This window comes from Sphingobium phenoxybenzoativorans, assembly GCF_018286635.1.
In the GTDB taxonomy this organism is placed as follows: domain Bacteria; phylum Pseudomonadota; class Alphaproteobacteria; order Sphingomonadales; family Sphingomonadaceae; genus Sphingobium; species Sphingobium phenoxybenzoativorans.
Genome location: NZ_CP073910.1, coordinates 3,133,047 through 3,153,578, shown reverse-complemented (window position 1 = coordinate 3,153,578; position 20,532 = coordinate 3,133,047). Strand labels below are relative to the sequence as shown.

Genomic DNA, 20,532 nt, shown 5'->3' with positions numbered 1-20,532 from the left:
AGGCAAAGGGCGGACTGTCGAAGGGTGTCGGGCGTTAATCTCTTTTCGGGCAATGCCTTCAGCGTCGCGGACAGCAAGGGCCGCTTCGTATTGCCTCTCGACATGCGCAAGATGGTCAAGGCCGCCAGTGGCGGCGATAATCGCCTTTGCATCGACCTCCTCGAAAAACATCGCTGCGCCAAGGGTTTCGGCACGTCTCACAAGGCGGAGATGGAGGACGAGATCGTCAAGAATGCGGAGGCCGCCCGCAATCGCGGCGAGGCCTATGACGCGGACACTGCCCGCGAACTGGCCTTCTCGTCGCTGGAGGAGCTGAACTTCGATGATGGCGGCCGTTTCTTTCCGCCTGCCGACATCAAGGAGTTTTGCGGGATTGACGACGCCATCATGTTCCTGGGCGTCGGCCGCTTCATCCAGATGTGGAAGCCTGAAGCCTATCTGGAATATCCCGCCGCCCGCGAAGTCATAAAAGCGCGCGTCGTCAAATTTCTTGCTGAGCGGGAGGCCGTCGGAAAATGACTGTGCCCGCTCCCCATATTCCCGTCCTGCTTGATGAAGTGCTCGACGCCCTCGCCATCGCCCCCGGCGAAGTCCATGTCGACGGCACTTTTGGCGCTGGCGGCTACAGCAAGGCGATGGCCGCCAAGGGCGCGCGCGTCTTTGCTTTTGACCGCGACCCTGATGCGATTGCCGCCGGTCAAACGGTCGTTGCGGCGAGTGACGGCGCGATCACCCTGATCGAAGGCGAGTTTTCTCGCATGGAAGCTTTGCTGGCCGATGCGGGGGTACGGAAGGCGTCGGGCGTGACGCTGGATATCGGCGTATCGTCCATGCAGCTTGATCAGGCCGATCGCGGTTTCTCCTTTCAGGCGGATGGACCGCTGGACATGCGGATGAGCCGCGCGGGGACCAGCGCTGCAGATTTCCTGAACACCGCGCCGGAGGAAGAGATCGCCGATGTCCTCTACCTCTATGGCGAGGAGCCGCGGTCGCGGCGGGTAGCGCGCGCGATCGTCGCGGCGCGCCCGCTGGAACGGACCGGCCAGCTTGCTACCGTGGTGCGCAAGGCGCTGGGCCACAAGCCCCATGACAAGAAGGACCCGGCCACTCGCAGCTTTCAGGCGATCCGTATCCATCTGAACCGGGAGTTGGAGGAGCTGGAGCGCGGGCTGGAGGCAGCGGAAGCGTTGCTGGAGGCTGGCGGACGGCTGGCGGTGGTCACATTCCACAGTCTTGAGGACCGGATAGTGAAGCAGTTTCTGCGTCGCCGCAGCGGCGCGGAATCCGGCGGCTCGCGCCATCGTCCCCAGCAGGAGGCGGCTGTCGCGCCGACTTTCGAGCGCCCGTCAAAGGCGATCCGGCCGGGTGATCGGGAACTTGCAGCCAATCCGCGCGCGCGGTCAGCGACTTTGCGCAGTGCGGTGCGGACACAGGCCCCGGCCTGGGAAGGGGTGCGGTCATGATCGCCGTCAAGCGCCTTCAAAGCGTGCTATGGGTGATGCTGGTGACGCTTGGCGCTTTGTGCGCTTATCTGGTGTCCCTGCGGGTCGGGGCCGAGCAGAATGAACTTGCCCGCGTGCGCGCGCAGATCGCGTCGACCAAGGGGGAAATCCGCTATCTGGAAACGGAATTCGGCGCGCGATCCAGCCTCCGGCAGCTTGAGCGCTGGAACCAGGAGGATTTCCGCTATTCCGCGCCGACAGCGCAGCAATATCTGAATGGCGAGCGCGCGCTGGCTAATCTGGATGGCGTGGAGCCTAATGGGCCGGTCTATGTCGCGCCGCCGGTAATGGTTGCGATGGCCGATGCGCAGGAGGAACTGCAGGCGGCTAAGCCGACCGCGCCGGCCAGTCCCGCGCCGGCGCAGATCCGCACCGATGCCGCGACTCGCGCTCCTGCGCAAACGCACGCTCCGGCAGCCCCCCGCGCGCCCGAAATCAGCGTGATCAAGGTGGCCCAGGCGGCCGACCGGGTGGAAAAGCTGCCCACGCCCAAGAAAAAGCTGAAGCTTGATCTGGGCGACAAGCCGGAAACGACGCCCACAGCGCGCAATGCCGCGCGCGTGGCCATGCTCGACGCGAAGCTGCTCGATGACAGCACACTCGGCGATCTTACGGCCAAGGCGGCCCGCGAACGCAAGAAGGGAGCGCGCTGATGGCCACGATCGTCGTCAGGTCGGATAGGCCAGCGCCCAGTAGCGGGCGGGTCAATGTCACGGCGCTTGCCCATCAGCGGTTGATGCTCCTGCTCGTGCTGTTCATTGCGATTACGGGGCTGATTGGATTGCGGCTCTGCTGGATGGGCGTGGTTTCCGGCGGCCGCGACGGCAATATCGGTTCCGCCTCGCTGCCGCCCCGCGCGGACATCGTCGACCGCAACGGTTTCCCGCTGGCGCGCACGATGGATGCCTATTCCATCGCGATTCAGCCCAAAAAGCTGATTGGCGACCGGGATGAGCTTGCCCGGAAGCTGGCGGAGATATTCCCCGACGAGCATTATGATGTCCTGTTGGCGAAGCTTTCCGGCAAGCGCTGGACCTATCTGCGCCGCCGCGCCTTGCCGGAGCAGGTGGCGGCGGTGAATGCGCTGGGCGAACCGGGCATTGAGTTCCCGCGCGAGAAGGAGCGCATCTATCCGCAGCGCACATTGGCCGCCCATGTGCTGGGCTTCGCGCCGGTCGATGGCGTAGGCGGCATGGGCGCTGAGGCTGCCTTCAATGACCGCCTTATCGACCCCGCGCGCCGGGGTGAGCCGTTTATGCTGTCCATCGACGGCCGCGTCCAGGCGGCGCTGGAAAGCGAACTTTACGCGCAGATGATGCAGCAGCAGGCGCGTGGTGCGGCGGGCATAATTCTGGACGCGAATACGGGCGAGGTCATTGCAATGGCGTCCCTGCCGGTGTTCGACCCGAACAAGCTTGGCAAGGACGATCGCGGCCGGGGCAATGACGTGGTGCAGTCGCGCTATGAACTTGGTTCGACCTTCAAGCCTATTTCCATCGCCGCAGCGATGGATGCCGGCGTCGTGACGTCCATGAGCAAGCGCTATGACGCAACCGCGCCGCTGCAGGTCGGCGGCTTCAAGATCAAGGATGACCATCCGCTCAAGCGCTGGCTGAACGTGCCGGAAACGCTGGTGCACAGCTCCAACATCGCCACGGCGCGGATCGCCGACGAAATGGGGCCGGGGCCGATCCAGAAAATCTATCGTGAACTGGAGTTTGACCGCCGCCCGACCATCGAACTGCATGAACGCGCCCGCACCCTGTGGCCGGTCAATTGGGGACGGATCACGACGATGACCGTTTCCTATGGCCATGGCATCGCTGTGACCCCGCTGCATCTCGCCAGCGCCTATGCAGCGCTGGTCAATGGCGGCATCTGGCGTCCGGCGACCCTGCAGAAAATCAAGCCCGGCCAGGCGCCCGAAGGTCGCCGCGTATTCTCCGCCGCGACCAGCGCGCGCATGCGGCAACTGTTGCGCATGATCGTCTCGGCCGGTACAGGCAGGAGCGCCGATGCCAAAGGTTATCGTGTGGGCGGGAAAACCGGCTCGGCGGAAAAGCCCTTCGAGGGCGGATATGCTCATACCTCACTTGTGACGACCTTTGCCGCAGCCTTTCCCATGGACAATCCGAAATATGTCGTGCTCGCGATGATGGACGAGCCAAAGGGAAGCCCGGAAACTTTCGGCCTGCGCACGGCCGCCTGGACCGCCGCGCCGGTCGTCAAGCGCGTGATTGAGCGTACGGGACCGATGCTGGGCGTGATTCCCGATGAGCGGCGCGACGTGGATATTTCCGAGCTGATGCCGCTGCTGTGGAAGGCTCCGGGGGAAAGCGACAAGGAATGAAGCTGTCCGATCTTGCCTCCGTTGACTCCGATGCCCAGGTCACTGGCTTTGCGATTGACAATCGCAAGGTTGCGCCCGGAACGATTTTCGGCGCGTTTCAGGGCCTTAGGGTCAATGGCGAAGATTTTATCGCTGACGCCGTGGCAGCCGGAGCGGTTGCTGTCGTTGCCCGCCCGGAGGCAAAGGTCGAGGGTGCGGTGCACATTGCCGACGCCAATCCCCGCCGCCTGTTCGCGCAGATAGCCGCGCGTTTCTTTTCGCCTTTTCCCGATGTGACGGTCGCGGTCACGGGCACCAACGGCAAGACTTCCACTGTGGAACTGACGCGCCAGTTGTGGCGGATGATGGGCGAGAAGTCGGCGTCGATCGGGACGCTTGGTGTTACCACATCGGTCGATCAGGTATCCACGGGGCTTACCACGCCCGACATCGTTACATTTTTGTCGAACATGTCCGGGTTGCGCCGCGAGGGCATTACCCATGCGGCGTTCGAGGCGTCGAGCCACGGTCTTGCGCAGTACCGGACCGAGGGTCTGCCTGTGCTGGCGGGCGCCTTCACCAATCTCAGCCGTGACCATCTCGACTATCATGGCGACATGGACAGCTATTTCGACGCCAAGATGCGCCTGTTCGATGAAGTGGTCGCCGGTGATGGCGCGGCCGTGGTCTGGGCGGATGACGAATGGTCGGACAAGGTCAAGGAACGCGTTGCGAGGCGGGGGCTTCGCCTGCTGAGCGTCGGCGTGCGGGGAGAGGCTTTGCGCCTCACAAACCGGACGCCGACCCAGCTTGGACAGACGCTGACCGTTGAAGCCGATGGCGCGACGCACAAGATCAATCTGCCGCTGATCGGCGCTTATCAGGCGGCGAATGCGCTGACGGCGGCTGGCCTGGTCATTGCAACGTGCGGCGAGACGAAGAAGGTTCTGGAGCTGCTTGGCCGGGTGCAGCCGGTGCGCGGGCGGCTGGAGCGGGCGGTCATCACCAAGACGGGTGCGCCGGTCTATGTCGATTATGCCCATACGCCGGACGGTCTGCGCGCTGCGATAGAGGCTTTGCGCCCGCACACCAAGGGTCGGCTGATCACCTTGTTCGGCGCTGGTGGAGACAGGGACGCAGGCAAGCGCCCGCAAATGGGCAAGGTCGCTGTAGACCTGTCCGATCATGTCATCGTGACGGACGATAATCCGCGGTCAGAGGAACCGTCATCCATCCGCTCCGCCATCATGGCTGGCGCACAGGGCGCGCAGGAGATTGGCGGCCGCCGCCCCGCCATTGCGGCGGCGATCGCAATGGCGGGCGCGGACGACATCGTTCTGCTGGCTGGCAAGGGGCATGAGCAGGGGCAGATCATCGGCGACCGCGTGTTACCGTTCGACGATGTAACCGTAGCGCGGGAATGCGCGACATGATGCCGCTATGGACCTCCGAAGAAATTGCGAAGGCGACGGGCGGTGAAGCGTCCGCCGCCTTTGACGTTGCAGGCGTCGCGTTCGACAGCCGAGAGATCGGACCCGGCGACCTGTTCGTCGCGCTTAAGGGCGAGCATGCCGACGGGCATGATTTTGTCGGGAAGGCCTTTGCTGCGGGTGCGGCCGGTGCGATTGTCAGCGCGCCGATCGACCAGCCGCATGTGCTGGTCGCCGACACGATGATTGCGCTGGAGGATCTGGCGCGGGCGTCCCGGCAGCGGTCTTCGGCCAAGATCGTGGGCGTGACGGGGTCGGTCGGCAAAACCGGCACCAAGGAAGCGCTGTTCGCCGCCCTGGACCGGGCCAATCCGGGCAAGGTGCACCGGTCGGTCAAGAGCTATAATAATCATGTCGGGGTTCCGCTGAGCCTTGCGCGAATGCCCCGCGATGCGACGTTCGGCGTGTTTGAGATGGGCATGAACCATTCGGGCGAGCTGTCTGTCCTCACCCGCCTGGTGCGGCCGCATATTGCGGTGATCACCGCAATCGCGCCCGCCCATATCGAATTTTTCGGCAGCGAAGCGGCAATAGCTGAGGCCAAGGCCGAGATTTTCGAAGGGCTGGAGCCAAAGGGCGTCGCCATCATTCCTTTCGACAGTCCGCATCTCTCGGCGTTGCGCATGCGGGCTGCGCGCTACACGGGGCGCATCATGACGTTCGGCATCGGCAAGGGCGCGGATGTCAGGGCCGTGGAGACGGTTCCAGCCAGCAATGGCGGAACATTGATCACCGCACGCTTCCCCGAAGCGGAACTGTGCTGCACCATCGCGCCGCCAGGTGAGCATTGGGTGTCCAATGCGCTTGCCGTGTTGGGAGTCGTTGAGGCGCTGGGCGGCGATCTGGCGGCGGCCGGACTGGCCTTGGCCGAAATGGCGGGCCTTCCCGGCCGCGGCGCGCGGGCAATTGTGCCGGTCGAGGGCGGCGAGGCGCTGCTGATCGACGAAAGCTACAACGCCAACCCGCTGTCGATGACGGCGACGCTCAACCAGTTGGGCAAGGAACGCGCCGCGCGCCGCATTGCTGTTCTGGGCGCGATGAAGGAACTGGGCACGCGCAGCGCGGAACTGCACGCGCGCCTTGCCGAGCCGATTGCGGCGGGCAAGATCGACTATGCCATCCTGGTGGGCGCTGAAATGGCGCCGCTCGCCGATGCGCTGGACGACATATCCCACGCGCATGTCGCCGATGCGAAGGCCGCTACCGATCTTCTCGAAGCGGAAATGCGGGCGGGTGACGCCATTCTGGTCAAGGGTTCCAATAGTGTCGGCCTGTCACGGCTGGTGGCTGCGGTGACGGGTGGAGATAAGGACTGATGCTGTATTGGCTGGCGCAGACGCTGGATTTCCATGGGATATTCAATCTTGTCCGCTATCTGAGTTTCCGGGCTGGCGCGGCGATCGCTACGGCGCTCATCATTGGGCTGATCATCGGCCCGCGCTTCATCGGCTGGCTCCGCGTCCGGCAGGGTAAGGGGCAGCCGATTCGCGACGATGGTCCCCAAAGCCACCTCACGAAGCGCGGCACCCCGACCATGGGCGGCCTGATGATCCTGACATCAGTGATTGTGTCGGTTCTGCTGTGGATGAATCTGGCGTCGATCTATGTCTGGGCGTGCATCTTCGTGACGCTTGGTTTCGGCGCGATCGGCTTCCTGGACGACTATGACAAGGTGACGAAAGCGAGCCATAAGGGCCTGTCGGGAAAGCTGCGCCTGCTGTGTGAATTCGTCATCGCCGGGGTCGCTGCATGGCTTATCGTCGGGCAGAATGGCACGGCGCTCTATGTCCCATTCTGGAACGGTCCTGCGATCGACCTTGGACCCTTCTATTTCCTGTTCGCCGCCTTCGTTATCGTTTCCTTCGGCAATGCGGTGAACCTGACGGACGGTCTCGACGGCCTCGCGACCATGCCTGTCATCATCGCCTGCATGGCCTTCATGGCGATCGTTTATCTGGTGGGACGCGCGGACTACGCCAATTATCTGGGCATTCCGCATGTGCCGGGCGCGGGGGATCTGACGATATTGTGCGGGGCGATCATCGGCGCGGGCCTTGCCTTCCTCTGGTTCAACGCGCCGCCTGCTGCCGTGTTCATGGGAGATACTGGAAGCCTGGCCCTGGGCGGTGCGATCGGCGTCATCGCGGTGTCGGCGCATCATGAAATCGTCCTGGGGGTGATCGGCGGGCTGTTCGTGGTTGAGGCGCTTTCCGTCATCATCCAGGTGTTCTTCTACAAGCGGACCGGCAAACGCGTGTTCCGCATGGCGCCCATCCATCATCATTTCGAGCAGCTTGGCTGGTCTGAGCCGACCGTCGTCATCCGCTTCTGGATCGTGGCGTTCGTTCTGGCGCTTGCCGGTCTTGCGACGCTCAAGCTGCGGTGATCGTCTCCGAAGCCTTTGCGGGAAAGACCTATGCCGTGCTTGGCCTCGCCCGGTCCGGACTGGCGACGGTGGAGACGCTGGCCGCCAGCGGCGCGCGCGTAGTGGCCTGGGATGCGCGGGAGGAAGCGCGGGAGGCTGTTCGTGACAAGGCCGAGCTGGCCGATCCGCTGGAGATCGACCTAACCGGGTTCGACGGCATCGTGGTTTCGCCGGGCGTACCGCTTAACCGGCATCCTATCGCCCAGAAGGCTCGGGTGGCCGGCGTGCCGATCATCGGCGATATCGAACTGTTCGCGCTGGCCCGGCCGACCCTGCCGCCGCACAAGGTGGTCGGCATTACCGGCACCAACGGCAAGTCGACGACCACCGCATTGATCCACCATATCGTCGAGCAGGCGGGTTTCCCGGCCCGGATGGGCGGCAATATCGGCCTGCCGATCTTGGGGCAGGAGCCGCTGGAGCCGAACCTGAAGGGCGTCGGCATTTATGTGCTGGAGCTTTCCAGCTATCAGATCGACCTGACCCACAGTCTCGATTGCGATGTCGCGGTGCTGCTCAACATCACGCCCGACCATCTCGACCGTTATGATGGTTTCCCCGGATATGTCGCGTCGAAGGCGCGCCTTTTCGCTATGCAGACGCCTGGGCACGCCGCCGTGATCGCCACGGACGATGAGCCGAGCCTGGGCATCGCCGCGAAGGCGGTGGCGCAGCTTCGCACCGTGTCGGCCGCCAACATCCTGCCCATGGAACAGGCCGCCTGGCCCGCCTTGCAGGGGCCGCATAATGCGCAGAATGTCGCAGTCGCCATTGCCGTGGCCGATGCGCTGGATATTTCCCGCGACGATACGCTTCCTGCGCTCGCAACCTACGCCAGCCTGCCCCACCGGATGCAGCGCGTCGGCGAGGTGGGCGGCGTTCTCTATGTCAATGACAGCAAGGCGACCAATCCGGCATCGACGGCGCCTGCGCTTGCCGCCTATCCGGCGGTTGGAGGGCGTCCGCGCATCCACTGGATCGTCGGCGGCCTGGCCAAGACCGACAATCTGGACGAGTGCGCCGCCCAGTTCGGCAATATCAAACATGCCTATACGATCGGGGAGGCGGGGCACATGTTTGCGGATATCCTGCGCCCGCACATGCCCGTGGACGATTCGGAAATGCTGCTGACCGCGGTGAGACGGGCGGCGCGCGTGGCCGAGCCGGGCGATATCGTGCTGCTGTCGCCCGCCTGTGCGTCATTCGACCAGTTTCGCGACTTTGAGGCGCGCGGTGACGCCTTTGCGGCCGCTGTCGCGGCGTTGGGCTGAAAGGGGGCGGGCCGTGCAGGGGGATCGATTGGGCATCGACCGGTTCAGGCCGGCGAAGATCGCCAAGGGTTTTGGCGGCAGGACCGTGCCCCGCGAACGGACGGCGCTCGCCATCTGGTTCTGGGAGATTGATCGCGTTCTGTTGTCGCTGATCGTTGCCTTGATCGCGATCGGTCTTGTCGCCGTCGCCGCTGCTTCGCCTGTGGCGGCCATCGACCGGTCGACTGACGCCGTTTCCGTAACGCCGCTCATCTATTTCTATCGCCAGCTCATGTGGGTGGCGATCGGCCTGCCAGTCATGCTGGTGGTATCGATGCTGCCGCGCACGCAGGCGCGCAGGCTGGCCCTGATTGCGGCGGTGATATTCTTCGTGGCGCTGATGCTCGTCCCGGTGCTGGGTGAGGTCAAGAATGGCGCAAAACGGTGGATTCACCTGCCGGGCATGCGGTTCCAGCCGTCGGAATTTCTGAAGCCTGCCTATGTCGTATCGATTGCGTGGCTCCTGTCACTGCGGGCAAAAGACAAGACTCTGCCAGTCATTCCGTTGAGCTTCGGCGTTACGGCGATGATCGCGCTGCTGCTGATGCGGCAGCCGGATTTCGGGCAGACCGTGGTGTTCTGCGCCTGCTGGGCGGCGTTGCTGCTGCTGTCGGGTGTAGCGATGCGTTATATCGGGCTGCTGTGCGGTGCGGCGCTGGGCCTGTTTGTGCTGACCTATATGTTTTATGAAAATGGGCGGCAGCGTATCAACGACTTTCTGGGCATCGGTCACGATCCGATGACCGGACCGGATCAGGCGGATCTGGCGCACCGGACGATCACCAATGGCGGATTCACTGGCGTTGGGCCTGGCGGCGGCCAGGCGAAATTCCATCTGCCAGAGGCGCATACCGACTATATCTTTTCCGTGATCGGCGAGGAATTCGGGCTATTGGCCTGTATCGCGATCGCCTGTGTCTATCTCGCGATTGTCGTCCGCGTGCTGCTGCGGCTGCTCGATGAGGAGGACAGCTTCACCATTCTCGCCGCTGCGGGCCTGACGACCGAATTCGGATTGCAGGCGATTATCAATATGGGCGTCAACGCGCAGATATTTCCGTCGAAAGGCATGACGCTGCCCTTTATCAGCTATGGTGGCTCCTCTATGCTGGCGCTCTGTTTCGGGGTCGGCCTGCTTCTCGCCTTCACGCGGCGAAATCCATTCATGGACCGCACCCCAGTCGTCAAATGGAGCGGTCGATGAGTATTTCCCGTCATTTTGTTCTCGCTGCTGGCGGTACCGGGGGACATATGGTCCCGGCGCATGCCGTGGCGGAGGAACTGATCGCGCGGGGGCACAGGGTAGCGCTGGTCACTGACGAGCGCGGCGCGAAAATTCCCAACCTATTCAAGAATGCGCAGGTGCATGTGTTACCGGCCGGCCGTCTGACGGGCAATCCGCGTGGCTGGGTCAAAGGGATCAAGGCGATCCTGGAGGGCAGGGCGATGGCCCGCCGCCTTTATGAGACGTTCGAACCCACGGCAGTTGTCGGCTTTGGCGGCTATCCGGCGCTGCCCGCGCTTCTGGCGGCATTGAAGGACGGCATTCCGACGGCGGTGCATGAGCAGAACGCCGTGCTTGGCCGCGTCAATCGTCTGCTGGCGCGCAAGGTTAGCGCCATCGCGACTGCCTATCCCGTGGTGGAAAGACTGCCGGATCGCTTTGCCGAGAAGGTGCATCTGGTCGGCAACCCGGTCCGCGAGGAAGTGCTGGCCCTGCGTGACGAGGAATTTCCGGCGCTGACCGATGAAAGCGTGTTCCGGGTTCTCGTAACCGGCGGCAGCCAGGGTGCAACCGTTCTGTCCAGCGTGGTGCCAAGCGGTCTTGCCTTGCTCCCGCTAAGCCTGCGCCGCCGCTTGCAGGTTACGCAGCAGTGCCGGGAGGAGGATATCGAGAAGGTGCGCGCCACCTATGCCGAGATGGAGATCCCGGCGGATCTGTCGACCTATATTAGCGACATGCCGGAAAAGCTGAGCTGGGCGCATCTCGTCATCGGGCGCGCGGGCGCATCGACGCTGGCGGAGCTGACCACGGCTGGCCGCCCCGCAATCCTGGTGCCTCTGCCGAGCGCGATGGATGATCATCAAACGGCCAATGTCCGGGAAATGGTTGCTTGCGGCGGCGCACGGTCGATTCCGCAATCGCAGTTCACGCCCGTCGAACTGGCCAAGCAGATGCAGAAAATGGCGATGGAGCCGGGCGCCATGCAGAATGCCGCGCGACGCGCGCGCTCCTGCGGGCGGCCCAACGCTGCGCGCGACATGGCCGATCTCCTGGAAAGCATTGGATATGCGCCCATAATGAATGACCCGCTTCCCGTTTCCTCGCCCATGCCCACCAGCCTGAACCTGCAGGGTGTTCCGGCATGAAGGGTGTTGCGACCGACATCGGCACGATTCATTTTATCGGCATTGGCGGCATCGGCATGTCCGGCATCGCCGAGGTGATGCATAATCTGGGCTACAAGGTGCAAGGCTCCGACGTGGCTGAGGGCTATGTCGTCGAGGGGCTGCGCAAGAAGGGCATCACGGTGATGATCGGCCACAAGGCCGAGAATCTGGGCGACGCCGCGGTGGTCGTCACGTCGACCGCCATCAAGCGCGGCAACCCGGAGGTGGAGCTGGCGCTGGAAAAGCGGGTGCCGGTGGTTCGCCGGGCAGAGATGTTGGCCGAGCTGATGCGCCTGAAATCCACGGTCGCCGTGGCGGGAACGCACGGAAAGACCACGACTACGTCGATGGTTGCCGCGCTGCTGGACGCAGGGGGCATCGACCCGACGGTCATCAATGGCGGCATCATCAACAGCTATGGCTCCAACGCCCGCCTGGGCGCGAGCGACTGGATGGTGGTGGAAGCTGACGAGAGCGATGGCAGCTTCCTGCGGCTCGACGGCACGATCGCGGTCGTCACCAATATCGATCCCGAACATCTCGATCATTATGGCGACTTTGACGCGGTGAAGGACGCCTTCGTCGAGTTTGTCGAGAATGTGCCCTTCTACGGCGCGGCGATCCTATGCCTCGATCATCCTGAGGTGCAGGCGATCCTGCCGCGTGTTCAGGACCGGCGGATCGTCACCTACGGCTTTTCGGCGCAGGCCGACATCAGGGGCGAGAATGTCCAGCCTGTGCTGGGCGGCAACCGCTTCGATGTGCAGATCAGGGAGCGGGATGGGTCGATCCGCAAGATTGAAGGCATAGAGATGCCGATGCCGGGCCGCCATAATGTATTGAACGCCATGGCGGCGATCGGCGTGGCGCTGCAGATGGGAATCGACGATCGCACCATCCAGACGGGCTTCGCCAAGTTTGGCGGCGTGAAGCGGCGTTTCACCAAGGTCGGCGAAATCCCGGTGAGCGGCGGCGTGGCGACCGTTATCGACGATTATGGGCATCATCCCGTGGAAATCCGGGCCGTGCTGGCCGCGGCGCGCGAGGGCGCGAAGGGCAGGGTGATCGCAGTTGTCCAGCCGCATCGCTACACGCGGTTGCGCGACCTGATGGATGAGTTCCAGCAAGCCTTCAATGACGCTGATATCGTCTATGCCGCGCCGGTATATCCGGCCGGCGAACAGCCGATAGAGGGCGTGGACAGCGCTGCGCTGGTGGCTGGCCTCAAAGGGCGCGGCCATCGGGCTGCATCAACCATTGAGGGGGCGGATGCGCTGGCGGGCGTGTTAGCGGCGGATTTGCAGCCGGACGACATGATCATCTGCCTTGGTGCGGGCGACATTACCAAATGGGCGGCCGCCCTGGCGGGAGAAGTTGCCGGGAAGGCGAAGGTCGCGGCCTGATGATCGAGTTCATCGACCTTGGCTTGGAAATGCAGAAGCGCGTGATCGAGGCGCATGAAAAGAGCCTCGACGCGGCCAAGAAGTCTATGGACGGCGCGAAGGCGGCGGTGGCCATGCAACAGGCCATGGCCGACGCGACTAAGGCGAACATGGATATGTGGAGCAAGTGGCTGTCGCTGTGGGGGCTGCGCAAATGACGGTGCTGGAGGTTGCTCTCCCGTCGGTTCGCGGGCGCCTGACCGCGCAGGCGCCTTTGGCCCCGCTCGTCTGGTTCAAGGCGGGCGGCGCGGCGCAATGGCTGTTCGAGCCGAAGGATGTGGACGATCTTGCCGGGTTCCTGCGCGATCTTGATCGGGCAATACCGGTGATGGCGCTCGGCCTTGGATCGAACCTGATTGTCCGCGACGGCGGCGTTCCGGGCGTCGTCGTGCGTCTTGGCAAGGCATTCGCCAAGGTGGAGGCTGTTGACGAGACGGCGCTCTATTGCGGCGGCGGCGCTTCGGGCATCCTCGTTTCGTCTACCGCCCGCGATGCGGGGATAGGCGGACTGGAGTTTCTCCGCTCGATTCCGGGCACTGTTGGCGGTTTCGTGCGGATGAACGGCGGCGCCTATGGCCGCGAAACATGCGATATATTGGTGGATTGCAAGGCTGTGCTGCGATCGGGTGAACGGGTGAGCCTGACGCGCGACCAACTCGGCTATACATACCGGCACAGCGCATTGCCGGAGGGGGCGGTGGTCGTGGGCGCGACTTTCCGTGGGCATAGGGCTGATCCGGCCGCCATTCAGGCGGAGATGGACCGGATCGCCAGCGCGCGCGAGGAAAGCCAGCCGCTACGCAGCAAGACCGGCGGATCGACATTCAAGAATCCCGAAGGACATAAGGCCTGGCAACTGGTCGATGCGGCGGGATGCCGGGGATTGAAGATCGGCGACGCGCAGGTTTCGGAAAAGCACACCAACTTCCTGCTCAATCTGGGCAATGCGAGCAGCGCTGACATTGAGGCGCTGGGCGAGGAAGTCCGGCGGCGGGTGAAAGAGAAAAGCGGCGTGACGCTTGAATGGGAAATACAGCGCATAGGGGTGGACAAGTGAGGGGGCCTTGGCATGTCGCCGTCCTGATGGGCGGCTGGTCGGCGGAGCGGCCGGTTTCGCTGATGAGCGGTGAAGGCGTCGCCAAGGCGCTGGAAGGGCGCGGGCACAAAGTCACGCGCATCGACATGGATCGTGACATCCCCATGAAGATTGCCGAAGCCCGGCCGGACATCGTGTTCAATGCGCTTCATGGCGTTCCGGGCGAAGACGGCACTGTGCAGGGGCTTATGGACCTGATGGGCGTCAAATATACCCATTCCGGCCTTGCGACCTCCGTTATCGCAATCGACAAGCAGTTGACCAAACAGGCGCTGGTTCCTCACGGTATCCCGATGCCCGGCGGGCAGGTGGTGGAGAGCGCGGCGCTGTTCGAACGCGACCCGCTGCCGCGCCCCTATGTGGTGAAGCCGGTCAATGAGGGCAGCTCGGTCGGCGTGGCCATCGTCACTGAACAGGGCAATTACGGATCACCGATCGGCCGGGATGTCGAAGGGCCGTGGCAGCATTTCACCGAACTGCTGGCGGAACCCTATATCAGGGGCCGTGAATTGACCACCGCCGTTCTGGGCGATGAAGCCCTGCTGGTCACGGAATTGCGCCCGAAAAGCGGCTTTTACGATTTCGATTCCAAATATACCGATGGGCTTACGGAGCATATCTGCCCCGCCGACATTCCTGATGACATTGCAGAACAGTGCAAGGCGATCGCCCTGCGCGCGCACCAGTTGCTTGGCTGCAAGGGTACCTCGCGGTCCGATTTCCGGTGGGATGATACGCAAGGGGTCGAGGGCCTGTTCCTGTTGGAGGTCAACACCCAGCCGGGAATGACGCCGCTCAGCCTTGTGCCGGAGCAGGCGGCGAAATTGGGCATCGATTATGCCGAACTGGTCGAACGTATCGTCGAGGAGGCGCTATGAGTGACGCACGGATAAGACGTGGCAGCACCAGCCGGCTTTCGCCGCCCCGGCGCAAGAGCGGGACGAAGGTTACGTCGCGGCGCGGTGGCCGGACCCTGAAGCGGCAGAGTTTCGCGGATCGCGTCATCTCCGCCATCCCGGTCAGCGAGACGACGATGCAGCGCATGGCGACATGGGGCATTGTCGGGGCGGTGATAGTCGCGGCCGTCGGCGGCGCGGGCTATTTCGGACTGCCCGGCATGATGCGGATGGAATTTGCGCAGGCCGCCGCTCATGCTGGGTTCGAGGTCGACAAGGTTGAAGTGCGCGGCGTTGAGCGCATGGACGAGCTGCAAGTCTATAATATCGCGTTGGGCCAGGTCGACCGGTCTATGGTCAATGTCGACCTGCCGAAGCTGCGCGGCGATCTGATGAAGCTGGGCTGGGTCAAGGATGCGCGCGTGTCGCGCCGCCTGCCCGATACGCTGGTGGTCGATATTGTCGAGCGTCAGCCGGTGGCGGTGTGGCAGCATGGCGGCAATCTGGCCCTGATCGATGTCACTGGCGCGGTGCTGCAGCCAGTGTCGCAGCAGACCATGCCTGATCTCCCGCTGGTGGTGGGGCCAAGCGCCAATCTGCAGACGGCGAACCTTGGCAAGTTGATGGATGCGGCGCCCGCGCTCAAGCCCATGCTGGCCGGCGCAACATGGGTTGGCGATCGCCGCTGGGACCTGCGGTTCCAGTCGGGCGAAACGCTCTCCCTGCCGGAGGGAGAAAAACCGGCATCCGCTGCGTTGTTGAACTTCGCGCGGTTGGATGGCGTCAACCATCTGCTGGGTCGCGGGATTGTGCGTTTCGACATGCGCGACCCCTCGAAATTTGTGCTGAGATTGCCCAAGGATCGTGGCCCCAAGCCGGAAGAAAAGACGGAGACGAAGGCGGCTGAGGCCGCCTCCAAAGACGGGGAGGTCTGAAGGCCATGCCGCCGCCCAAGGTCGAGAAAGTCATCACTGCGGTCGATATCGGATCGTGGAAGGTCTCCGCGCTTATCGCTGGCAAGACCGATACGGGCGAACTCGTCATCCTGGGTACTGGGCAACGCGAGAGCCGGGGGGTGAGGCGCGGCTTCATCGTTGACATGGAACGCACGGAAATGGCCGTGCGGGAAACCGTCGAGCAGGCCGAGCGGGTCGCCGGCATGAATATCGAGGATGTCTGGGTCAGCTTCTCCGGCGGAAGCCTGGTGAGCGACGTGGTGACGGTGGAGCGGGAGCTTGGCGGCATCCGTGTCGAGCAGGGCGACATTGACGATTTGCTGCATACCGGACGCCAGAGCATCGATCCTGACGGCCGTGTCGTTTTGCACGCGCAGCCGACCTGTTTCAGCGTCAACGGGTCGGATGGGGTCAAGCGGCCCCTGGGCATGCATGCCGACCGGCTGGGCGTAGACATCCATGTGGTGCTGGCCGATGGCGCGCCGCTCGCCAATCTGGAGATGTGCGTGCGTGGCGCCTATCTGGACGTCAACGCTATTGTCGCGGCGCCCATCGCCACCGGCTTCGCCTGCCTGTCGGAGGAGGAGCGGGATCTGGGCGTGGCGCTGGTCGAGATTGGCGCAGGCGTGACAAATATCTCGCTTTACGCGGGTGGCATGCTCGTCGGACTGCACAGCATTCCCATTGGCGCAGCCGACATTACGGACGACATTGCGTCGGCATTCGGCATCCGGCGAAGTCAGGCCGAACGTATGAAGTGCTTCTATGGCTCGGCGATGCAGTCGCGCCGCGACTTTCGCGACATGATCGAGATCGCACCTGTGGCGAGCGACGGAGAGAGCGCCGACAGCGGGCGCATTACCCGCGCCGCGTTAGTCGGTGTGATCTGCGAGCGGCTCAATCAACTCATGGCGGAGGTGAACGCGTCGCTGAAGGGCATGGGTTTCCACAGTCCTGTCGGGCGGCAGGTCGTCCTGACCGGCGGCGGGGCCGAGATGAAGGGTATTGCCGACTATGCCCAGACGGCGCTCGGCCGTGCTGTGCGTATCGGCCGTCCGCGCGGTCTTGCAGCCTTGCCGGAGGCGCATAGCGGACCGGCGTTCACGACCCTTGTGGGTCTTGCGCTGTATGGCGCCAGCAATCCGGTTGACTTGCGCAGCATGGCGCCTGCCGCGCAAACCGTGCATCGGCTGGGCGTTCCGCTATGGTGGCAGCGCATGTTGCGTGCGCTGAAGGCGAATTATTAGATGTTGCCAAGTCGAGAGGGCGCCAAAGGTTAAAAAAGGTGATGAATTGCCTTAACAACTGGTGCATGAAGTCCTTTGTGACGGTTCCGCTTCGCCGCAAAGAAGCTTAGGGAGCGAAAAGTATGAGCATCGATATCGGCCCGCCCCATGTGGATGAGCTAAAGCCGCGCATCGCGGTCATCGGCGTTGGGGGCGCTGGTGGAAACGCCATCGCCAACATGATCGCCGCGGCCGTGGAGGGCGTCGATTTCATAGTAGCCAACACCGATGCGCAGGCGCTGAACGCGTCGCCTGCCGAACGGCGCATTCAGCTTGGCCCGCACATTACCGAGGGTCTGGGCGCGGGATCGCGGCCGGAAATCGGTCGCGCCGCGGCGGAGGAGACGATCTCTACCGTCGATGAGGCGCTGCAGGGCGCGCATATGTGCTTCATTGCCGCGGGCATGGGCGGCGGCACTGGCACAGGCGCTGCTCCGGTTATTGCCAAGGCGGCGCGGGAGAAGGGCATCCTGACCGTTGGCGTCGTGACCAAGCCGTTCACCTTCGAAGGCTCCCGCCGCGCCCGCTCCGCAGAAGCGGGCATTGAGGAGCTGCAGAAGCATGTCGATACGCTGATCGTCATTCCGAACCAGAACCTGTTCCTGATCGCGAACCCGAACACCACCTTCAAAGAAGCCTTCCAGATGGCCGACGAGGTGCTGCAGCAGGGCGTTCGCGGCATCACCGACCTGATGGTCATGCCGGGCCTCATCAACCTGGACTTTGCTGACGTCCGCTCCGTGATGAGCGAGATGGGCAAGGCGATGATGGGTACGGGTGAGGCGGAAGGCGATGGCCGCGCACTGCAGGCCGCCGAAAAGGCGATCGCCAATCCGCTGCTCGACGGCGTGTCGATGCGCGGGGCCAAGGGCGTCATCGTGTCGATCACCGGCGGCGAGGACATGCGCCTGATGGAAGTCGACGAGGCCGCCAACCATATCCGTGAGCTGGTGGACCCCGATGCGAACATCATCTGGGGCTCGGCGTTCAACGACGATCTGAATGGCAAGATCCGCGTTTCCGTGGTCGCCACCGGCATCGACAATGAAGCCTCGGCGAAGGCCGCCCCGGCCAGCCAGCCGTTCACCTTCGCCAATCGTCCGACGGTGGTGACGCCAGCCGCTCCGGCGCCAGCGCCCGCCGCTGAGCCGGTAACGCTGGAGCCGCCGGTTGCGGAAACAGCAGAGGAGCCGGAAGCGAAAGCCGAACCCGAAACCGTACAGGCCGCGCCTGAACCGCCCGCGCCGCCAGCGCCCTTTGCTCCGCCGCGTCCTGTTCCAGTGATTTCGGACTTCGATGACCAGGAGGATGAGTTGATCCTGGGCGCGGAAAGCGCGGAACCCGCTCCGGCGGAACCGGAGCGTCCGGCTCCCGCCGCCCCGCGTGTCGCGGTTGCTGGCGGAACGCTGTTCGAGCGCATGTCTGGCCTGTCGCGCGGCATCGGCAAGACGGCCGATGATGAGGCGGACGAGAATAAGGGCGGACTGGATATTCCCCGCTTCCTAAACCGCCAGAACAACCAGTAGGGCGTTTCGTCGCATCGACGATCGCGATACATTTCCCATTCACGCAGCCGCTTGCTAGAGCGGCTGCGTGATTGCTTTCAGACACGCGACTCTCGCCGCCGCTCTCCTCTTCGCCAGCCTTGGGGCAGGCCAGCCTCACCGCGCCGTCGCGCAGGACCAGACGGTGTCGCAACTGGATCTGCAGCGCCCGCAGGACGTCAATACATTGAACGGCCATCTTGCGCGGCTGGCGGAAAATCCGCGCGATGTCACGGCGCTGATCGGCGCTGGCGAAGCGGCGCTGGCGCTGGATGATGCGCGCGCGGCGACGGGCTTCCTTGCGCGCGCCAATGAAATCAGCCCGAATAACGGGCGGATCAAGGCAGGGCTTGGCCATGCCATGCTCGACATGCAGAATCCTGGCGAAGCGCTGAAACTCTTTGGCGAAGCATCCCGTCTGGGCTTTCCCGATACGGGGTTTCTTTCGGATCGCGGCCTTGCGCGCGATCTGACGGGGGATACGGCGGGCGCGCAGAAGGACTATCAGGCGGCCTTGCGGGCCGCGCCGGAGGATGCGGAATTGATCCGCCGCTACGCCGTGTCGCTCGGCATATCCGGTCAACTCGATGCATCGGAGAAGGTCTTGAAGCCCTTGCTCTATAAGGGCGACCGCGGCGCATGGCGGGACCGGGCCTTCATATTGGCGATGAACGGCAGGCGCGACGAGGCGCGGGATATTGCGGGCAGGACAATGCCCGCCAGGCTTGCCGTGGCGATTCAGCCCTATCTGGACAGGATGCAGGCATTGACCCCGGCGCAGCGCGCGGCGGCCGTGCAGTTCGGCAATTTCCCCTCGGAAGTCAGGATGGCGGCGGTGCAGCCGCAGCAGCCGGTCGTCCAGCCTGTCGCGCCGCAGAAGCCGGTGGCGGAGACTGCCGCGGATCAGCGCGCCGCGCGCAAGGCGGAAAAGCGCAAGCAACAGGAAGCGCGGAAGGCCGCCGAGGCCGCAGCGCGGACTGCTGCGACAGCGCCAAGGCAGCCGCAAAAGACAGCGATCGCCGCTGCAACGCCCGCCGCGTCCCCATCCGCCCGGATCGAGCCGCAACCGGTTCCGCCTGCGCCGCCGCCAATGGCTCCGAATCCCGCGCCGCCGCTGGTTGCAAAGGCGGCAGACCCCGCTCCGCAAGCGCAACCCACCCCGCAAGCGCAGCCCGCGCAGCAACTGGCGGCGGCCGATGCGCCGCGACCTATCCAGGGACCGCCCGCGCCCGAACCCGCACTGGTATCCGCCACTCCGACAGCAGCTTCGGAGAGTCGCGCGCCGGCGGTCCCGCCGCCCGCATCATCGCCACCACCCGCACCGCCGACGCAGATTGCGGCGCGGACGCTGGCCGACATCATGCGTGAATTGCAGGTTCCCGATGCGGAAAAGCAGGCGAATGCGGAGGCGGTGAACCTTGCCGAGCTGGAAATGATCCAGCAGCAGCGCAAGACCGCCAAAGCTGTGGCGGCCGAAAAGGCGCGTGCTGACGCAACCGCGAAGGCAAAAGCGGCCGCCGATGCAAAGGCCAAGGCGGAGGCCGCGGAAAAAGCCAGACTGGCCAAGAACCCTTCCCGCAACTGGGTGCAGGTCGGCACGGGGCGCAATCTGTCCGCACTCGCCTTTACGATGAAGGGGCTGCGCAAGAAATATGAGTCGCTGGCCGCGAAGGACGCCTGGACGGCATCATGGGGACAGACCAACCGGCTGATCGTCGGGCCGTTCGGCAGTTTCGACAAGGCGAAGGAATATGAGGAGCGGCTGAAAAAAGCGGGCGCGGATGCGTTCGCCTGGCGCAGCGACGCGGGCGAGGCCGTGGACAAGCTGGCCAACTGACAGGCGCGCAATGGCCGGCCCGCTCGAC

At 64.1% G+C, this 20,532-nt stretch carries 18 protein-coding genes; all 18 read left to right on the top strand.

Annotation, left to right across the window (positions count from 1 at the left end; translation table 11 throughout):
- The first annotated feature begins 24 nt into the window (after positions 1-24).
- The 18 genes from KFK14_RS15570 to KFK14_RS15485 all read left to right on the top strand — a co-directional run bounded on the left by KFK14_RS15570 (position 25) and on the right by KFK14_RS15485 (position 20,504).
- The gene (locus tag KFK14_RS15570; RefSeq protein WP_212608281.1) at positions 25-519 is read left to right on the top strand and encodes a division/cell wall cluster transcriptional repressor MraZ; all 495 of its coding nucleotides are present in this window, start codon (positions 25-27) and stop codon (positions 517-519) included.
- Positions 516-1,463: a 16S rRNA (cytosine(1402)-N(4))-methyltransferase RsmH gene (gene rsmH, locus KFK14_RS15565; RefSeq protein WP_212608280.1), complete on the top strand. Its 948-nt coding sequence runs from the start codon at positions 516-518 to the stop codon at positions 1,461-1,463. Before KFK14_RS15570 ends, rsmH begins: the two co-directional genes overlap by 4 nt.
- Positions 1,460-2,155 carry a colicin transporter gene (locus tag KFK14_RS15560; protein WP_212608279.1) on the top strand — a complete coding sequence of 232 codons (696 nt, stop codon included), beginning with the start codon at positions 1,460-1,462 and terminating at the stop codon, positions 2,153-2,155. Before rsmH ends, KFK14_RS15560 begins: the two co-directional genes overlap by 4 nt.
- A complete protein-coding gene (locus KFK14_RS15555) occupies positions 2,155-3,852 on the top strand; it encodes a peptidoglycan D,D-transpeptidase FtsI family protein (protein WP_212608278.1) in 1,698 nt (565 codons plus the stop codon). Before KFK14_RS15560 ends, KFK14_RS15555 begins: the two co-directional genes overlap by 1 nt.
- On the top strand, positions 3,849-5,264 hold the full coding sequence (locus KFK14_RS15550; protein WP_212608277.1) for a UDP-N-acetylmuramoyl-L-alanyl-D-glutamate--2,6-diaminopimelate ligase: 1,416 nt from the start codon (positions 3,849-3,851) through the stop codon (positions 5,262-5,264). Before KFK14_RS15555 ends, KFK14_RS15550 begins: the two co-directional genes overlap by 4 nt.
- Positions 5,261-6,637: a UDP-N-acetylmuramoyl-tripeptide--D-alanyl-D-alanine ligase gene (locus tag KFK14_RS15545; RefSeq protein WP_212608276.1), complete on the top strand. Its 1,377-nt coding sequence runs from the start codon at positions 5,261-5,263 to the stop codon at positions 6,635-6,637. The genes KFK14_RS15550 and KFK14_RS15545 overlap by 4 nt, the downstream gene beginning before the upstream one ends.
- Positions 6,637-7,707 (top strand): phospho-N-acetylmuramoyl-pentapeptide-transferase, encoded by a 1,071-nt coding sequence (gene mraY, locus KFK14_RS15540; protein ID WP_070155333.1) that lies wholly within the window; start codon positions 6,637-6,639, stop codon positions 7,705-7,707. Before KFK14_RS15545 ends, mraY begins: the two co-directional genes overlap by 1 nt.
- The gene (murD, locus tag KFK14_RS15535) at positions 7,704-9,017 is read left to right on the top strand and encodes a UDP-N-acetylmuramoyl-L-alanine--D-glutamate ligase (protein WP_212608275.1); all 1,314 of its coding nucleotides are present in this window, start codon (positions 7,704-7,706) and stop codon (positions 9,015-9,017) included. Before mraY ends, murD begins: the two co-directional genes overlap by 4 nt.
- 13 nt (positions 9,018-9,030) lie before the next feature.
- Positions 9,031-10,260 carry an FtsW/RodA/SpoVE family cell cycle protein gene (locus KFK14_RS15530; protein WP_425516626.1) on the top strand — a complete coding sequence of 410 codons (1,230 nt, stop codon included), beginning with the start codon at positions 9,031-9,033 and terminating at the stop codon, positions 10,258-10,260.
- Entirely contained in the window at positions 10,257-11,426 is a 1,170-nt protein-coding gene (gene murG / locus KFK14_RS15525; protein ID WP_070155337.1) for an undecaprenyldiphospho-muramoylpentapeptide beta-N-acetylglucosaminyltransferase, read from the top strand. The genes KFK14_RS15530 and murG overlap by 4 nt, the downstream gene beginning before the upstream one ends.
- Positions 11,423-12,850, top strand: coding sequence for a UDP-N-acetylmuramate--L-alanine ligase (murC, locus tag KFK14_RS15520; protein ID WP_212608274.1), 1,428 nt, complete (start codon positions 11,423-11,425; stop codon positions 12,848-12,850). The genes murG and murC overlap by 4 nt, the downstream gene beginning before the upstream one ends.
- Positions 12,850-13,047 (top strand): hypothetical protein, encoded by a 198-nt coding sequence (locus KFK14_RS15515; protein WP_070155341.1) that lies wholly within the window; start codon positions 12,850-12,852, stop codon positions 13,045-13,047. Before murC ends, KFK14_RS15515 begins: the two co-directional genes overlap by 1 nt.
- Positions 13,044-13,946: a UDP-N-acetylmuramate dehydrogenase gene (gene murB / locus KFK14_RS15510; RefSeq protein WP_212611179.1), complete on the top strand. Its 903-nt coding sequence runs from the start codon at positions 13,044-13,046 to the stop codon at positions 13,944-13,946. The genes KFK14_RS15515 and murB overlap by 4 nt, the downstream gene beginning before the upstream one ends.
- Positions 13,913-14,863 (top strand): D-alanine--D-alanine ligase, encoded by a 951-nt coding sequence (locus KFK14_RS15505; RefSeq protein WP_212608273.1) that lies wholly within the window; start codon positions 13,913-13,915, stop codon positions 14,861-14,863. The genes murB and KFK14_RS15505 overlap by 34 nt, the downstream gene beginning before the upstream one ends.
- Positions 14,860-15,816, top strand: coding sequence for a cell division protein FtsQ/DivIB (locus KFK14_RS15500; RefSeq protein WP_212608272.1), 957 nt, complete (start codon positions 14,860-14,862; stop codon positions 15,814-15,816). The genes KFK14_RS15505 and KFK14_RS15500 overlap by 4 nt, the downstream gene beginning before the upstream one ends.
- Before the next feature lie 5 nt (positions 15,817-15,821).
- A complete protein-coding gene (gene ftsA, locus KFK14_RS15495) occupies positions 15,822-17,084 on the top strand; it encodes a cell division protein FtsA (protein WP_212608271.1) in 1,263 nt (420 codons plus the stop codon).
- Between the two features lie 122 nt (positions 17,085-17,206).
- Entirely contained in the window at positions 17,207-18,649 is a 1,443-nt protein-coding gene (gene ftsZ / locus KFK14_RS15490) for a cell division protein FtsZ (RefSeq protein WP_212608270.1), read from the top strand.
- A 67-nt stretch (positions 18,650-18,716) separates the two neighbouring features.
- Positions 18,717-20,504, top strand: coding sequence for an SPOR domain-containing protein (locus tag KFK14_RS15485; protein ID WP_246524658.1), 1,788 nt, complete (start codon positions 18,717-18,719; stop codon positions 20,502-20,504).
- Positions 20,505-20,532: the final 28 nt, after the last annotated feature.

Coding starts and splice junctions, on each gene's coding strand:
- KFK14_RS15560 (WP_212608279.1), top strand. CDS start 1,460: ATGATCGCCGTCAAGCGCCTTCAAAGCGTGCTATGGGTGATGCTGGTG.
- KFK14_RS15500 (WP_212608272.1), top strand. CDS start 14,860: ATGAGTGACGCACGGATAAGACGTGGCAGCACCAGCCGGCTTTCGCCG.
- KFK14_RS15550 (WP_212608277.1), top strand. CDS start 3,849: ATGAAGCTGTCCGATCTTGCCTCCGTTGACTCCGATGCCCAGGTCACT.
- ftsA (WP_212608271.1), top strand. CDS start 15,822: ATGCCGCCGCCCAAGGTCGAGAAAGTCATCACTGCGGTCGATATCGGA.
- KFK14_RS15555 (WP_212608278.1), top strand. CDS start 2,155: ATGGCCACGATCGTCGTCAGGTCGGATAGGCCAGCGCCCAGTAGCGGG.
- mraY (WP_070155333.1), top strand. CDS start 6,637: ATGCTGTATTGGCTGGCGCAGACGCTGGATTTCCATGGGATATTCAAT.
- murB (WP_212611179.1), top strand. CDS start 13,044: ATGACGGTGCTGGAGGTTGCTCTCCCGTCGGTTCGCGGGCGCCTGACC.
- KFK14_RS15545 (WP_212608276.1), top strand. CDS start 5,261: ATGATGCCGCTATGGACCTCCGAAGAAATTGCGAAGGCGACGGGCGGT.
- KFK14_RS15505 (WP_212608273.1), top strand. CDS start 13,913: ATGGGAAATACAGCGCATAGGGGTGGACAAGTGAGGGGGCCTTGGCAT.
- rsmH (WP_212608280.1), top strand. CDS start 516: ATGACTGTGCCCGCTCCCCATATTCCCGTCCTGCTTGATGAAGTGCTC.
- ftsZ (WP_212608270.1), top strand. CDS start 17,207: ATGAGCATCGATATCGGCCCGCCCCATGTGGATGAGCTAAAGCCGCGC.
- murC (WP_212608274.1), top strand. CDS start 11,423: ATGAAGGGTGTTGCGACCGACATCGGCACGATTCATTTTATCGGCATT.
- KFK14_RS15515 (WP_070155341.1), top strand. CDS start 12,850: ATGATCGAGTTCATCGACCTTGGCTTGGAAATGCAGAAGCGCGTGATC.
- murG (WP_070155337.1), top strand. CDS start 10,257: ATGAGTATTTCCCGTCATTTTGTTCTCGCTGCTGGCGGTACCGGGGGA.